This window comes from Paenibacillus silvestris (assembly GCF_009882985.1).
GTDB lineage: Bacteria > Bacillota > Bacilli > Paenibacillales > NBRC-103111 > Paenibacillus_E > Paenibacillus_E silvestris.
The window spans coordinates 281,138-297,336 of record NZ_WTUZ01000016.1 but is presented as its reverse complement, the minus strand read 5'-3'; the positions used below and the strand labels follow the sequence as shown (position 1 = coordinate 297,336).

The window sequence follows — 16,199 nt, the reverse complement described above, 5'->3', positions numbered from 1 at the left end:
TTTTTATCATCTATTTAATCCTATTTTTCGATCGGACCCGTATCCACGACCTCAAAGTCGCTGCCTTTCAGTTTGCTCAGCTTCTGCAAGTCATCGTCATCCCATTTCGGATCAGGCGCACCGCTGACATAAAGATCACTGCCGTTATCCGCAACGATCATGCCATATTTCTTCATGGCACGAAGGATGGCTTGATTCGTTGGCGAGTAGCCGGAAATGTCAAAATCATCCTTCAACCTCATTCTTAGCCCCATAGGAGGAAGATTAGCGTCCGTACTGCTCGAAGCATAATGGGTGGCTGGAGCGATGAATCCCTTTTGTGTTTTGCGAACAGTGAATCGCAGAGCATGGTTGATTTCCCCAGCAGATGCTTCATCATAACGGACAAGACCCGGGAAAATCGGCAGACCGGCTGCGTCAGCAGATGTCCAGTATTTTGTCCGCAAAGCGTTCGATTTCAAATCCCATTTGGCCCCGTTCGATGCTTCCCAGCCACCAGCAGTCGGGTGTGCGTTAAACAATTCATACAGGTATTGATTGTCTTTATCCACAACGACCACATGACGGTCGCCGTCGCTGTTAGGCCCGCCCTCGATAGGCGCATTCAGTGGGATTGGGTAGGGACCAGGATCGCTCTCGTCGCCATAGTCGGTGAACGTCACATTGACCTTCGGCTGATCACCACCCACAATCGTATATGGAATACCGATAGGGGCACCTTCCCACATCGTGCCGAAATCAGCATGCAGACTCGTATTCAAGCCAATGGAGGCGAGAAACTGCGCCGATTTCTGATGAACAGGGTAGCTGGAAATATCGGTATTCCATGGGTTGTCTTTAGGAAATACTTGCAACGCTGACGTTCCTGGCGCTTGATTCTGAACGGGCTTGTCCCCAACATAGATAGAGCTTGTTGCATCATCCCAGCTTACCGGTTTCCCTAACGATTCAGACAGGAATCTTAGCGGTACATAAGTTGTATCTTTGTAAATAAACCCCTGTAAATCCTTCGGAGGCTGCTTGCTCTCCCCATCGAAATAATACTGCAATTTGCGAAAATAAACGTCTATCCCCACAGCATCAGTCGCCGCGTAAGTAAGCCCTGAGAAGAATAAGGCGCCACATACGAAGCCGACTGTTCCCGCTTTCCATTTACCCAATGTATAGTCACTCTCCTATTTACCTATTGATATTGTGGATTTTTTCGCCTAACATTAAATTATTCGAAAGCTATCCCTCTATTTCTGTCGTTTCCACCCGGAAAATGGTCCCATCATCTCGGTAGTAGTAGCAAATTTCATCCATTATCGTGCTTAAGCGGACCGATTTGTTCGTAAATTTTTCAATAATTCCGCGGTCTACTTCACAGTAAACACCCTCAGCATCGGTCTGCAGCACGGAAACCGTCGATTGAGATAAAGCTGCGATAAAAAGATCCGCATCAGATTCCAACATCTTTTGCATGGAGACAGCCTCACCTTCGGATAGGTCAATAACGACCCGCTTTTTACAAAATATTACTTGAGTATATGTAGGATCTAAGGATGTATTAACCTTTTATTCGTAATCGCTGATATTTCGAAAGGGGATGGAACCATTGATACGTATTGACAAGTATGAGAGTCTGACCGCATTCAAACAAGACGTGATCTCTTTCTTAGAACAAGATGAAGCCGCCAACAATTTATTATTAGGTGTTTTGCAATCTTTGAGCGAGCAAGACCTAACTCCCCTTTTGATGGCTGCTGTAAGGAATAATGACAACATAGCACTTGTCTTGTTTCAAACACATCCAAAACAAATTATTTTATCAAAACCCGCTGCTCTCTCCTCACAGGACATACACGATCTTGGAGGGAAGCTAGCGCAAACCATTCAAACCATCCCAGGCTTTATTGGTGAAAAGAAAATAACCATCGAACTTGCCATGTATATAGCCCAAGCTAAGGGTACACCTTCCCGTATCCTCATGGAACAAACCATTTATAAGCTAGAGAAGGTTAATCATACACGGCATACGAATGGGAACCTTCGGCAAGTGGTTGATAGCGACCATCCGTTAATAAAAGAGTGGGTCTATCAGTTCTGCCTGGAAACGAAACAACCTCTTAGTTTAGAAGAAGCGTCTAACAAGGCCACCTTTCTGATTAATAAAGGAAATTTAGTTGCATGGGAAGTAAGTGGCGAGCTGGTTTCCATGGCCTATGCCACTCGCCCTACGAGGCACAATATCACCATAACCTATGTCTACACACCTAGCAATCATAGAAAAAAAGGATATGCTTCTGATTGTGTGGCTGCATTTACGCAAATGCTGCTGGATCGTGGCTTTCAAACCGCAAGCTTATACGCAGATCAAAGCAACCCCACGTCAAATTATGTTTATAAACAAATTGGATATGAAGAGATTACGGACTCTATCGTCATCCAATTCCAATGACGCCAAGGCATAAATAAGAGGCTATCTCTTAAGTCATTTCTGACTTTGAGACAGCCTCTTCGCATTTTATTTATGATGACCCTTCGGCTTTTTCCCGCTCCATCTCTCATCAACCTGCTCACTGGCCGATTGATATCTCGCATCAACACTAATCCGGTACTGGTTAGTCGTATTTTCAAGCGAGCAGTGCATTAAAAACATACCGAATATCAATACATCCCCAGCTTGAAATTCCGTTGTTGCCCACTTGCCGCCAAACTTCTCTGTGATGACAAGCGGATCATCGGTATAATGACCGACTCCATCCCGATCTGCATCTTTGGATCCGTAGGATTGCTTTAATTTCTCGAAACGGTGAGAACCTAGGCAAATAGCCAGTCCACCCATTTCATAAGATACATCTCCAAGTGGCGACCATACGGTGTAGACATTCTGTGTGCCTCTGCCCATATACACAATATCGTAGTGCGCTCCGGTGAAATCCCCTTTGCCTACGGCCCGCAGCCATTTGTAATGATACGTTAACGATTGTTCCCCAATAAACTCATCGAAAAAGCGCATGATATGTTCGCCATTCAATACATTCAACAGAGCGGGCAGGTCTTCGTTCGTTCCCCCCATAAAAATGGTTTTGCTGCCGTCGGCCATAACGCCTTCTTCCAACTGCGTATCCCGATTCAGCTTGCCCATTTGAGCCATTTTTTCCAAAATACTCGTCCGTGCTTCCAGCACCTTATCTCTATCATGAAACCCACGAATTAATAGATAGCCGTCTTCCTCCATCCGTTCACGCAGTGCCTGCTTATCATGCAAAATATCATTGGAGCTTCGAAGCTCTGTCAATTGCTCGCCATCCATCTCAAATTCACGCGTTCCGACTTTCACCATCATTGCACATACTCTCCTCTACTTGTGGTTTCTGATTTAAGTGTAGAGGAATTAGCTGTTTCCAACCATGGATTGATGGTTTAATTTCATGTATAATTGTACAAATATATTACTAATTCTAGCTAATACCCTTCAATTAAATGTACATTAGAACGATTTCCAAGGAGACGTTGTTCCATGTCCTTCATGAATATCCCCTACGGTATTGGAAATACACCAATCCCTCTCGCCTCCTTTATTTCGATTTGGAAAGTCCAAGCGAATGATACCTACACGAACATCAGAGGAAATGGTTTTGAAGTTCCCGGCCTATTTATTACCTACGAAGGCAAGGGGCTTCTTTCTCAAGGGGAACAGCAGTATGACTTGCATGCAGGCTCGTATTTTATCGTTCCAGATGGAAAACCCACATCATACAGATGTCAGGGCAATGACTGGAAGTTTTATTATCTTGACTTCAGCTCCCTGGACGCCATGCAATCTCTGCAATTGCCCGTGAACGAGGTGGTTTCAACAGGGAAAATAGCTGAAGCTATTCAACTGTGTGAACGAATCATCGATCTATTGATTGCTGAGCCATTTGGATATGCTTATTCAGCCAATATCCTCCTGCAGGAAATGACGTTACTCTTCGCTAAGGAGCATTCCGCTGCCCCTGCTGCTCGCCATACAGAGCTCAATAACATCATGATTTATATCCACCGAAATTTGGACAAAGTGATTCGGGTCGATGAACTTGTTGCCCAAAGCGGCATGTCTCGGACTACTTTCTTCTCTCGCTTTCGCTCTATAACAGGCGTTTCTCCCAGCGAATATATGTTGAATTTAAAGCTTGAATCGGCCAAAATATCGCTGGAGACAACAAGCTTATCCATCAAAGAGATCGCCGCCCATTTGCAATTTTATGATGAATTCCACTTTTCCAAGCTGTTTAAAAAGAAGTTCGGATTGTCACCAAGCGCATTTCGTCGTCAAACCTAAAAAGAGCTGCCAATCGCTCGTATCAAGCGAAGGCAGCCCCGTCATTTCCTATTAATTTTCGTCCCACAATCGTCTCAAGTTGTTCATGCCGAGACGTGAGCCCAACTCGCAATCTTCCATTCCTTCGAATTCCACCGTTACATAGCCGTCATAACCTGAGCTTTTGATCAGCTTGATGACTTCGCGGATCTCGATATCTCCTTGGCCTACGATCGCGCCTCTTAAATAATTTCCATTGGATGTCCGGAACCAATTCCCTTCTCCCGGGTCTTGGAAATACGGTCGGAAGTAAAAATCCTTAAAGTGAACTAAGGAAGCATACGGCAAATTCTTGCGCACGCCAACCAACGGAGCTTCATCTACACACATAAAATTGCCTATATCCAACGTTGTTTTGAAATTAGGCCGATTCACTTCGAACAGCACACGTTGCACACGATCGCTTGCTTGCACAGAAAAGCCGTGATTTTCAATTGTTGTCGTAATGCCATATTCAGCCGCATAGTCAGCAATGATTTGGCTGCCGCGAACAATTAGCGGTAAGCTATCCTCAAAATATTGGATGGTCATTTTCTCAGGAGGCAATGTGAAAGCGGTGACATCATGGCGCATATGTTTCATACCCAATCGATGTACAAGATCAACGTGCTGCTTGACGCGATCCATTTCTGCGGCGAATTCCGCCTCCGTTTCCTGTACGAAATTAGCGGGAATGGAATAGTTGGAGAGGTCGATGCCGACCACCTCCGCCTTATCCCTGAGCTGATCAGCGAGCTCCAGATTATCCACCAGCGTGTAGCCGTAAGGAACAAGTTCCAGATGTTCGCCGCCGTTCTCTTTCACCCAGTCAACGGCATCCAAAATTGTCATTTTCTCTGATTTCAATGCCTGCAGTAAACTATACGAACTTAATCCGATTTTCATCTTCTTACCTCCCGTATTCGTTTCCATTACCCACATGGTGACCTTTATGGCTGGGACTTTTTACTACATGAACAAATTCGCGAATGACGCCCCCATTCCCTTCCTTCCAAGGGGAGGCTGCCACACGAAATTGGCTGTAACGGGAATTGCCGATACAACTTGGGACAAATCCTTCCTCAACCACTCTAGTTGTACATCCGCACATTTTTGCTTTATTATGCTTTTTTTAGCTTTTTAAAGCATAAAAAAAACACAAGTCAGGATAAACTTGCGTTGATGATCGAGATATTATGTTTTTTATAGTTGTCAAACAAGTCCTTATCCATCAAAGAATCTGTTACGATCAAATCAATCTGATCCAAACCGCAAATGTTCAGGTAGGAGACCGTTTCAAATTTGCTGGAATCCGCTACAACAACTTTCCGCGTGGCACTCTTTAGCATCGCATTGATGACCTCAGCCTCACCTTGGCGAAAATCAGTCAACCCTTTCTTAAGGGAAATCGCATTGATACTAATGAAGGCAAGGTCGATATTGAAATTCATTATTTCCTCTACCATTGAGCGCCCATACAAGGAAAATTCCTCATGATCCAGATAACCCCCAGGAATAATAACTGTGAAGCCCTTTTTCTGAGCGAAAATCTCCGCTATCCGTAGAGAATTTGTTATCACCGTAAGTTTGTCGAAGCGTGCGGCAAGCCGTTTGGCAACCTCGATATTCGTCGTACCGGCATTGAGAGAAATAGCTTGATATTCCTTCACCAGCTCGACTGCATACATAGCCAGTTCTTGCTTCCTGCCGTTCTGCGAAATTGTACGCTTAAAGAACGCCTGATTCGTCACTGCGTCCTCTCTTTTGGAAACAGCTCCACCATGTACACGCCTAATTTTATCCTCTTGCTCCAACTGTTCAAGATCCCTGCGCACCGTATCAAGAGAAACTTGCAGCAATGATTTCAATTCCACAACGGTGACTTGTCCTTTGGATTCCAGTTCCAATAATATTAAGCGATGCCTCTCGGGTGCAAGCATTTCATCATTCCTCCGTGTTTTTGCGTTTATTCGTAAGATCTGCTTTAAGGGTACCAAAAATACCTCGTCGAGTAAATGTTGAAATCTATGTGGAAAGCACATCAATAAACGACATTCGGGAATGATTGCCTACGCCCCCTCGACCTCCCCTTTTTCCTGTTTAACATGTTTCTTTTCGTTCCTCAAAGCGGTGTTCCCTGGTTTGGATCCGGGACGGTGCCACACAGCGATTAACAGGAGAAGAAGTGCGCTTCCTAAATAAATGTACTTCAAGCCATCTGGAAGGCCGATTAGCAAGTAAATAAGCAACGGACCAAGAGCGGAACCCAAATCGGTTGCCACCGAGTACGCGGTCATTACCGCGATAGCGGATGACTGGCGGGCCACATCCGAAGCCAAAGCATCCATTAAGGTGGAAAGTACCGTACTGGTCACCATGATAAATAGGATCACTATGCACCACCAATAAATAGGAAGCTGCCACGGCACCAAGGCATAACCGACAGCAGCGCCGAGTAGTGCCAGCCCGAACAGAGGCAGCCTCCCTCTCGGACCGTCTGAGCGGAGGCCGATCCAAATGGCGAGAAACGGTTCCCAGCCCCATCTTGCCGCTTGCAGCACACCAGACAGCATCGTGCTCGTAACGACGAACCCGATTAGCAACAACTGAGACGAGTAATTGGTTTCGATTACCAGACTTAACGTGGCGCTCAGGATGGTTTGGATCAGATATACGATGAGGCCGGTTGTAATGATGCTGATGACAGCTCTTGTCCAGATCGCTTTTGGTTTGTCCCACCGTTCCTTATCTAACACAGAAGAGTCCGCTTCATCCGATCTATTGCCTTTAATGTAGATTGCAACATAAGGAAGTCCGGCAAGCATAACTAAACCGAATGCCACGGAAACGGAGTCCATGCCGACAAGTGGAACGAGTATGCCTCCGAGCAACATACCGACCAAGCTGCCCAGCCGGGATATTCCGTTGTAGCGTCCCATGAGACGGCCCCGATTCGAATCATCCGAATAACGGATAATGCTCAAAAACCCACCCATGCGCAAGAAAGACCAGGAGATTCCCCAGATGCAGCGGAGAATGGTCCATAGTATGAACCCCTTGCAGACGCCATAGCCGATGGTCGTTACGACCGCCAGCAGAATGGCAAAAACCAAGCCTGTTCGCAGAGACATTCTCTTATAAAGCATGCCAATCAGCGGAGTCATCGGTAAGCGGATGAAGCGGTTGATGGAAAGGAGAAAGCCCACCTCCCATAAAGCGTTCAGGCCGGCTTCTTTCCAATAAATAGGTAAAACGATATACAGCATGGAATCTCCGAGTAAACAGAATGCCGTAACGATGGCGATAATCGTGATCGGCCGCTGACTTATGCCAGACCGATCCTCAGATGATGAAAGGTTCATAAATACTCCTTTAGTTAACTAAGACTATTAATTTGACATAAACAAGATGCGTGCCGCAAGGCTTGCAAAGCATTCCCAATCTTCATGCAGCAGTTTCGGCCCCCTCCGTTCCGAAAAAATGAAATTTCATGCGTACTTCACCCTCCATTGAAAGTTTAATTCAGCACTTTTGCGTGCGTTATTGCTTAAGTATACAGATATTTTCTTGTCTTTTCAATTCTTTTTGCGTTTTTATAATAATAATATGCATGTTTTAGCTTTTTAATGCCATTTTATTTGCGATACGTGGGAAACCTTGTTGACTATCGAGAATACTCAAAAACCCCAAAGAATTAAGCGTATACCCGCTTAGTTCTTTGGGGTTTAATGCTACTTTCGTGGTCTACCAATCCGATGCAGAAGCCCGCGCCATCGGTGCAGGTTCTACAGCTTATGCAGACAGTTTCTAGTGTTCTGCCCTCACGCCACTCGCTACGGCTTGCCCGATCGCCGCATTGATGCGTTCCCGGCAAGCGAGCAGCCACGCCTCGTCCCTTGGGTAGGACGCAAACGTAATCGGTTCGGCAGCGTCTTCCTCCATCAACGCAATCGTCTGTTCCCGGCCAATGAGAGTGCCGAGCAGTTCCAAAGCCCGCAAGTCTTGCAGCGCTTCGCGGAACACTTCCAACCGCAAGGAAACGAGCGGCGTTCCCTCTTGACTCGGGTACACGACAAACGGGTCCCCGGCAGGGAATGCATAATGCGCATCTGTATTCCGATACGGATCAATCGGGATTTTCGCATATTGCGAGAACCAGAAGTTATAGCCCCAGTGCAAGAAACCTGCGATGTTATATTTATAGAGTTGCAAGCCTAAGATGCGGTTGCGCGCAGATGGCATGCAGAGAAAGCGGTTAGAGACAGCTTCGTATTGGGCGCAGCAATAATAGGTCCATAAGGGCTCCACTCCACGCTCCAGAAATGGTTCGATATGGTTGTTCGCAACAACCGGTGTCTGAACAAGCCCCTGCTCATAGAACGATATGTTGGAGAGTGCGTCCAGTGACGGGACATTCTCCATAAACTGCCGCACCCAACGACTGGCACTGCTGTAGGACGTCAAATGCTCGACCACAGGCTCATCCGAAATATGATAATAGGTGCGGTTGAGCAAGTCATTTTGCTTCAGGAAGCCGACCAGTTCCGGTAAAAATTGTGCCAGAAACCCCAGATACACTTCGCCTGCCGCATCCGTCTCCCAGCCGAATATGCGCTGCGTCCAGCCATCGATAGTAGCCATAATTTTCGGTGCATGCTTCGCACCCCACTGCGTGAACAAGTGCGAGAGCTCGAACACCTTCACGCCGTTGCGGTTCCCCATCTCAACCCAGCGCTTCAGCCGTTCGAAACCGAACGTGTAGGATTCGCCGTTCTTCCAGACTTCCACCAATTGAACCGTTGGACGTTCCCCGCCGACCTCCGTATCGAGCGGAGGTGTAAAAATCGGTGTCAGCAGCATATTGCAGCCATAAGCTGTTGCCGTTTGCACATACGATTCTACGATTTCCCAATATCGCTCGCTGAACACCTCTGCGCCGTAATAGACGGCCAGGCTGTCTGAGTGGAACCATTCCGTATGGAGCAGCTTTTGTTCCGGTAGTGCGGCAGGCAGCACGGTAAGCGTAAACGTTTCGCTAGCCAGCGTCTCCCCTGCCGTGTCGACGAAGGTGATAGTTGCTGCGTGCGAACCAGGCTGCGCGTCGCGGCCTACCTCCATCGTGACCCAAATAGAGCGCCACTGTTTGGGAATCGCCGTTAATGTCCCCGAATCTGGCACAGGCACGAGCAGATCCGGGTACAGCCCCGGGGTATCGCGCAGCACACCCTCATCGTGGTTCGGGTAGTTGGGAAATTCAGCCGGCACCAACTGTACACTGCGCAGACGGATGCCGTCTTGCAAAGTTGACGTTACACCCAAAGAGAAAGGTAACTGGGCTTGGCTTCGATAGGCAACTTGAAAGGAGTAAATTTCGCCTTGCAAGGCAGAGGCGGCGTGTGACGCAGCGGCTTGAAGCTCTTCATCAGCAAAAACTTTCACCAAAGAGGAAAGACAACGTGACTCGAATTGCGCTTGTAACGTTGGCATGATAGGTCTCCTTCACTTATACTATGAATAAGCGTCACATGACTCCTGTAACTAATGACCAGTGGGCTTTCCGCTTGGAATTTTCGTCATGCAGCTTCAGTTTACCTCGCTATCTGACAGAAAGGAATGACACCCATGACACGCTTCTTGGACTCTATGATCAGTCCGCAGCCGATTCGCATCGTAGATCTCAAAATCGATTCATCCAAGCTCAGCATCCCTTCTCTCACGATAAACGAAATGGGACACTTGCCGGGGCGAACGCTGCAGCGCAGCCAGGCCACCTTCGAAAGCTGGGCATTTCTGTATATCGCTGGCGGAAGCGGCTTTTACCGCGTGAATCAAGGGCCTGTGCAGCATGTCGAGAAAGGGTGCCTGTTCTTTGTTTTTCCCGGAAGTGTCATCGACTTCGGCCCGAAGGAGGGCGGGCATTGGGACGAATATTATGTGCGCTTTGAAGGCAGCCGCATTCAGGAATGGCTTGGAAGTTGGCTTGTGCAGACCGACATCGTGAAGCACGTCGGGTTTGAAGAAGCTTGGATCGCGCAGCTCGATGCCATGTTCCTGCTTCTTGAGAGCGGATCTCCGACGCAAATTGATGGGGCCGCTCTTCAGCTTGAGGCGATGCTGTTCAATTGGATGGCCAAATCCAAACTCCCGCAGGGCCAAGCGACAACTTCCAAAGCAGTAGATGTGCTGCAAGATATCGCTACGAGCTTGTATTCCCCGCTTAACGCGGAACAGCTCGCCAATCGGCATCATATGGCCGTATCTACGCTGCGCCGATTGGTCAGCCAGCATACTGGCTACCCCTTGCATGATTACATTCACCGTTTGAAAATGGAGGAGACGAAACGGCTCCTGCTCAGCACCGACCTGCCAATTAAGGAAATCGCCGACGCCCTGGGTTATCCCGACGAAAGCTACTTCTCCCGTTTGTTTAAAAAATATGGGGGCCTAGCGCCCAGGCACTACCGCGCGCGGAGTTAATACAAAGAGACGCTACCCGAAGAGGATAGCGTCTTGGTACTGACGCGCGCAGCGTTAGGGAAGCTGAGCACGAGACTACGGCGAGCAAAGCGAAGCATGGATCGCACTGAATGTATGCACTGAACGTATGGACGTCTATTTCTTTTTTGTTTCTGCCTATCAGTGTACGCGCTTAAATCCAGTGTCTTCCACTCGGAGGTAAATAACGAAGCTGCCCAGCAACACTCCACTTAACAAACTTTTCCTACTTTAAGAGAACTAGAGGGCCCTATTTAGGCGAAAAGTGGTGGTTCAAGCGCATGTGAGGAACTACAGGGCTCTATTACAGCGAAACGTGACCTCTATCTGTCAATGACAATGATATAGAGGATCACAGTTCCCTCCCATTTCCTCTAATGTCTGTTTCCCTTGAAATAGCGCCCTAGAGTTCCCTTAACTTTCCTAAGAAATTCACCAAGTTTCGAAGCTCCGCCGTCAGCCTCATTTGTAATGCTTAGGGCTGACACCTACATACTTTTTAAAAATCCTCGAAAAATACGTACGTTCCATATAGCCTAACTTTAGCGCAATCATTTCAATATTGTATTGCTTTTCTTTTAACAAGCCGCAGGCAATTTTCATTTTGAATTGGTGGTAGTAATCAACGAAATTCACACCGGTTTCTTGCTTGAAATATCGGGAAAAATAGCTTGGATTCAGAAATAAATAATCGGCAATATCCACCATCGAAATATTTTCAGCCAAATGATCCGTTATGTACCGGTCGATTTGCTGCAGCTTCGGCTTTTTATCTATCGCCATATGAAGGGATGCTGTGTGCAGCTCTTCTATTTTGCAGCTGATTAATTCAAGACTCTCTTTTAACCGCTTGCACCTCAGCAAGCAGCTATGGAACGTTTCTTCGCTTTTAGGCTTAGCTTCCAATTCGATCAGACGAATTCGATGCGAGCATGCCGCCAGGAACATCCCCGACTCAATCCGCTCTTCACGAGCGAAAGCTTCTAAAGCACACAGGGATCTAGTAATTCCATCGATATTGGCATCTTTGATTTTAACGGCTTCTGTGATCCGATCCCATTGTTCCTCCAGAGAATGACTGACATTCCACAAAGGAACTTCCAACAATTTGATCGTCCCGAACGTATCATCTTCATAAAAAGCTGACTTCTGCCACATCTTCATCGTCCTATAATTAGCGCTTATTCCCTCCACGCCTTTGAAAGGAATCCCATAATGAAGGAACACATCCATCTTCAAGTACTGTTTAATCAGTTCACGTAAAGACAATAAATAATCCTTAAACAGCGTTGTCGCATTCACGCTCAGGTTCTGCTGATAATTATATATACAAATCAATTGACCGTCCGAATCTGAAAATAACGTGACCTGCTGCTGCGATTGCAAGGACAATTCACTCGCTATGTTCCCAGCCGCATACAACAGCAAATTCATATCTTCAAATCTATACTGTTTATAGACCGAAGCCCTATGAAAGGAGCCAACCGCCATAAGAAACTGCGAATGTCCCCAGTTGATCCCTAACCGCTTCCCATAACTAAGCATCTCTGTGGCCGATGATGTTGTAAGGAGCTGCTGAAAGTACGTCATCTTGAGTAAATCTTTATTTTTGATCAAATCTTGTTTATACACAATGTCCTCTACTTGATTCTTAGCCTCAGTTAACAGTTGAATGGCTTTGCGCAGACTTACATCAAGCTGTTCGGAGGTTAATTCATCCTTAATCAAATAGTCGACTGCATCTAATTGCACAGCTTTTCTGGCATAGTGAAATTCTTCATGACAGGTCAAAAATACAACCTGAAGCTCAGGCTTGATCGCCTTTAACTGAGCTACCAGCTCCAAGCCATCCATTTGTGGCATCCCAATATCCGTTATGATCAAATCGAGCTGTGTTTCATGGAATTTCTGCAAGGCGCTTTCTCCCGAATGTGCCGTCGCAGCAAGCCGCAGCCCCAATGATTCCCAAGAAATCAGTTTCGTCAAATATTTGATCATCGGCACATCATCATCTACCAACATGACATTCAACATGCAGATCCCCCTATATCCAATTTCTCTGTAAATCCGAGTCTAACGGTCAAGCCCCCGAGCTCACTCTGTGTGCATGTCATGGATGAGCAGCTGCCATAGGTCATTTTCAACCGTTGAAAAACATTCCACAGTCCCACGCGTTTATCCGATTGCCAAGCTTCCGTATCATGTGAGTTTAGCAGCTCGGCATTGAGCTGATTAATTTTCTCCTGGCTCACACCCACCCCATTATCGGAGATCGCAATTTCCACGCGGTTTTCAATTTGCTCAGCACGAATGGCAATTCGAGGTTGATCGACAGCTTTCCTAAAGCCGTGTACAAAAGCATTTTCCACGACGGGTTGAAGCAGAAGCTTCGGGAATTCTAAGTTGGCAAGCGCCGGAGGAAGCTCAATATCCAACTGAACGACAAGATCACTGCGCATCTGCATGATGTCCACGTAATGAAACAGCAGCTTGCATTCATTCCCAAGGCTAGAGGGTTCATTGAACTTCATATAAGCCCTTAATAAGCTCATCAAAGAATTAATCTTCTGACTATGGACCATTTCGTTATCTAACGCTAAATTGCACTTGATTGAATTCAGGGTATTCATCAGGAAATGAGGACGAATCTGTGAATATAGCGCTTGAAGCTCTAATTCACGCTTCTGCTCTTGCTCCTGCTCGTTTTCCACAATAAGCTGGTTGATTTGTTCCAGCATAATATTCAAGGTTCGGCCCAAATCCGAAATTTCATCCTTGCCCTCTTCATCAAACCGAATCCGCCGATTGCCATTACCAAATTGCTTCACGCCAGCTTGAAGCTGCCGAATGGGCCGATGAAGCCGCTTCGCTACATACATCGAGACGACGAAAAAGATTAGAAAAAAAGGAATGATCAGCAGCAGCGTAATGAAAAATGTCTTCGTAATTTCACCAGTAGCTTGCTCGTCTGGCGTTTCACTAATGAGCTTCCAGCCTGAATATTGAATTAGACTCTCATTTCTAATGCTGCTTCCAGCGTGAGCATCCATGACATAAGGGACGTCCGGATTGCCCGCAATCATTTTGCCTTCCGTATCAAACAATGCCAACTTCGATGTACCTAGCTGCGCGAACGCTTTCATAAAATAACGCTCAGGTATGGAAATAAACAAAGTACCCAGCTGCTGCGTATCACTTGGAAATTTGATTACTCTTGCAAGCAAGTAGGCCTTGTTGGTTAACGCGTTTTCCCCTTGCGTGGGCACAGTTCCAAGCCATTGCAAAATATTGGGCTTTGACAGATTCACACGCCATTTAACGGCTTCGTACTGCTGCCTCGTCAGCTCAGGGTCTGCCCCTTGAATCTCACTGGATTGAACGATAAATCCGGATTGATTGGACACATACATGAGAATGTCTGGATTCATCGTTTTCACATCAACCAGACTGAAAAAGTCTTTGATTTGCAAATAGGTCTCAAAATCATGGAAGCTTTCTATGCGTTTCATAGCCACAAAGTTGCGCAGCTGTTTTTTAACATTTTCATCCTGAACAAAAAAGTTCGACGCATACGTCATATCATCAATCGTTTTGGATATATCCTTGGCAATGACGGTAAGCACAGTCTGATTGCTGAGGAAAATTTTCTCCCTCACATTTTGATGCGTAATCGAATAATTGAGAAATGCAGCAACAACAGTCGGCAGTAAAATAAAGCAGAGAAATGAGATTTGGATGCGTCGATAAAAGGAAAATCGAAATAGTGAGTGGATTCTCATGGGAACTCCTTTTGCCTTCTGAGATGCTTAACATTTAACTATTCCTATCATAGCATAACGCCTGTTGCCCTATGAACGTAAAACATAGAGGACGCTTTTACGCCCTCTATCCGGTGTGTCCATGAAAACCTATTTTGCATTTTGCTTAGCGATTTTATCCGATTCATCCATCATCCACTTCTGAGCTTCCTCAGCCGTCGTATTGTCGAGCATAAACTTGCTAAAGCCTTTTTCCAGAATGCCCTTCAACTGGTTGCCGTAAGAAACGGAGATGGCAGGATCAAAATTCGTTTTTATTTTCTTATCAAAAATGGTTGCTTGCAGCGACGTCACGTCGATAATATCCGCCGCTTTGCCATATAGGCGATCGACGATCGCTTTGGGATCAGCCTTTTTATACCCGGACAATTCCAGTCTCGCCTCTTGCTCCGTCGTCATATACCGAATGAAATCATAAGCTTCCTGCTTATGTTTAGAGTTGGAGGCAACCGACACGTAAGATCCTCCTATGTTCGTAATGCCTTGCTCACCGCTTTTGGATGAGCGAGGCAGCGGAGCAATAACCGATTTGAATGTGTGCGGATACTTCTCCTTGTTCATCACATTGTCGAGCATGAATGGCGCTGTTGCCAGCATAGCTGCTTTACCGTTCAAATATTCCGTAATATAGCTTAGCTTCGCTCCGACAACATCAGCTAAAGGTTTTACGGATTTATCGTCTTTCTCCATGGAGCGACGCAGATTGAAGAAGTACGCAAACGAAGGATCATTAAAACCAGGCTTGAGGTCGCTAGTCAGGTAAGGGCTCTTGAGATCAGAATATGCAATCAGATTCGTATACTCGCCCCATGTATGGAAATAAGCGCCGTATCGTTTATCATTGCCTTCGCCTTTCGCAAGCTTTTTGGCATACTCCCGAAAGTCGTCCCAGGTCCAATCGAAGGATGGCAGTGGAAGGTTGGCTTCCTTCAACGCCTCTTCATTAATCAGTACAAAATAAGGACTTGATGTCAGCATCGTCGCGTAATATTTCCCATTGACTTTGGGATTAATGTAGTAATCTTCTTCCGGCTTTACATTTCCTTTGGCATATAGCTCATCTAGTGGAGCAAGGACGCCTGCTGCCGCTCTGGCCAGCGTTTCATCGATGTTCCCATATTCAAGAACGTCGACCTCTTCACCGGAAGACATTAAGACATCCATTTTCTTCATGCTTTCCACGGAATTTCCGGGAACCAAAGAAATATTCTGCACCTTAATGTTCGGGTATTTGACTTGAAAAGCATCGATCATCTTCTGCCGTGCGACCTGATTCGTTTCATTATCCCATGTGTAAAATTTGAGATTCACCGGCTTTGCAGCCGCTTGTGTTGCAGCAGGCGCTGCGCTTGTCGCAGCTGCGGAAGATCCCGCATTTTCTTTATCAGAACCCGCGCTGCATGCACTCAGAATTGACATCGTGAATAAGGCGCTGCTCAGCAAAATTGCCTTTCTATTTGTCATGTGATGTCCCCCAATTAGTCGTTTTTGTTGTTGATATTCCGTATTTTACACGGTTTTCCACTCCGCAATGGTATAATATCTTGCTCTCTTTGTGT

The 16,199-nt window shown here is 46.3% G+C and carries 13 protein-coding genes; 3 read left to right on the top strand and 10 right to left on the bottom strand.

Translation table 11 applies throughout. The features are described from left to right. Positions 1-20 precede the first annotated feature (20 nt). Together GQF01_RS14035 and GQF01_RS14030 are read right to left on the bottom strand one after the other, a co-directional pair. Entirely contained in the window at positions 21-1,160 is a 1,140-nt protein-coding gene (locus GQF01_RS14035) for a copper amine oxidase N-terminal domain-containing protein (protein ID WP_161407406.1), read from the bottom strand. A gap of 70 nt (positions 1,161-1,230) precedes the next feature. Then, complete coding sequence (locus GQF01_RS14030) at positions 1,231-1,464, bottom strand: hypothetical protein (protein ID WP_161407404.1); 234 nt, start codon at positions 1,462-1,464, stop codon at positions 1,231-1,233. 133 nt (positions 1,465-1,597) lie between these two features. Between GQF01_RS14030 and GQF01_RS14025 the strand changes: the two genes are divergently transcribed. Continuing rightward, positions 1,598-2,440, top strand: a complete 843-nt coding sequence (locus GQF01_RS14025; RefSeq protein ID WP_161407401.1) for a GNAT family N-acetyltransferase — start codon at positions 1,598-1,600, stop codon at positions 2,438-2,440. A gap of 66 nt (positions 2,441-2,506) precedes the next feature. On the opposite strand, the gene GQF01_RS14020 is transcribed toward GQF01_RS14025, so the two are convergent. After that, a complete protein-coding gene (locus GQF01_RS14020) occupies positions 2,507-3,331 on the bottom strand; it encodes a phytanoyl-CoA dioxygenase family protein (protein ID WP_161407400.1) in 825 nt (274 codons plus the stop codon). A 174-nt stretch (positions 3,332-3,505) separates the two neighbouring features. On the opposite strand from GQF01_RS14020, the gene GQF01_RS14015 reads away from it, so the two are divergent. Beyond that, positions 3,506-4,309: an AraC family transcriptional regulator gene (locus tag GQF01_RS14015; protein ID WP_161407398.1), complete on the top strand. Its 804-nt coding sequence runs from the start codon at positions 3,506-3,508 to the stop codon at positions 4,307-4,309. Positions 4,310-4,360: 51 nt separating this feature from the next. Here GQF01_RS14015 and GQF01_RS14010 read toward each other — a convergent pair whose 3' ends face one another. The 4 genes from GQF01_RS14010 to GQF01_RS13995 form a co-directional block, all read right to left on the bottom strand. Further along, the gene (locus GQF01_RS14010; RefSeq protein WP_161407395.1) at positions 4,361-5,233 is read right to left on the bottom strand and encodes a sugar phosphate isomerase/epimerase family protein; all 873 of its coding nucleotides are present in this window, start codon (positions 5,231-5,233) and stop codon (positions 4,361-4,363) included. Between the two features lie 257 nt (positions 5,234-5,490). Continuing rightward, entirely contained in the window at positions 5,491-6,267 is a 777-nt protein-coding gene (locus tag GQF01_RS14005; RefSeq protein WP_161407393.1) for a DeoR/GlpR family DNA-binding transcription regulator, read from the bottom strand. A gap of 129 nt (positions 6,268-6,396) precedes the next feature. Next, on the bottom strand, positions 6,397-7,689 hold the full coding sequence (locus GQF01_RS14000; RefSeq protein ID WP_161407391.1) for an MFS transporter: 1,293 nt from the start codon (positions 7,687-7,689) through the stop codon (positions 6,397-6,399). 445 nt (positions 7,690-8,134) lie between these two features. After that, entirely contained in the window at positions 8,135-9,814 is a 1,680-nt protein-coding gene (locus GQF01_RS13995; RefSeq protein WP_161407390.1) for a DUF4091 domain-containing protein, read from the bottom strand. 156 nt (positions 9,815-9,970) lie between these two features. Here GQF01_RS13995 and GQF01_RS13990 point away from each other — a divergent pair, with 156 nt between their 5' ends. After that, positions 9,971-10,804: a helix-turn-helix transcriptional regulator gene (locus GQF01_RS13990; protein ID WP_161407389.1), complete on the top strand. Its 834-nt coding sequence runs from the start codon at positions 9,971-9,973 to the stop codon at positions 10,802-10,804. A 480-nt stretch (positions 10,805-11,284) separates the two neighbouring features. On the opposite strand, the gene GQF01_RS13985 is transcribed toward GQF01_RS13990, so the two are convergent. The 3 genes from GQF01_RS13985 to GQF01_RS13975 form a co-directional block, all read right to left on the bottom strand. After that, the gene (locus tag GQF01_RS13985; RefSeq protein ID WP_161407387.1) at positions 11,285-12,856 is read right to left on the bottom strand and encodes a response regulator transcription factor; all 1,572 of its coding nucleotides are present in this window, start codon (positions 12,854-12,856) and stop codon (positions 11,285-11,287) included. After that, positions 12,850-14,601, bottom strand: a complete 1,752-nt coding sequence (locus GQF01_RS13980) for a sensor histidine kinase (RefSeq protein ID WP_161407385.1) — start codon at positions 14,599-14,601, stop codon at positions 12,850-12,852. Before GQF01_RS13980 ends, GQF01_RS13985 begins: the two co-directional genes overlap by 7 nt. 129 nt (positions 14,602-14,730) lie before the next feature. Beyond that, positions 14,731-16,104, bottom strand: a complete 1,374-nt coding sequence (locus GQF01_RS13975) for an ABC transporter substrate-binding protein (protein WP_161407383.1) — start codon at positions 16,102-16,104, stop codon at positions 14,731-14,733. Positions 16,105-16,199: the final 95 nt, after the last annotated feature.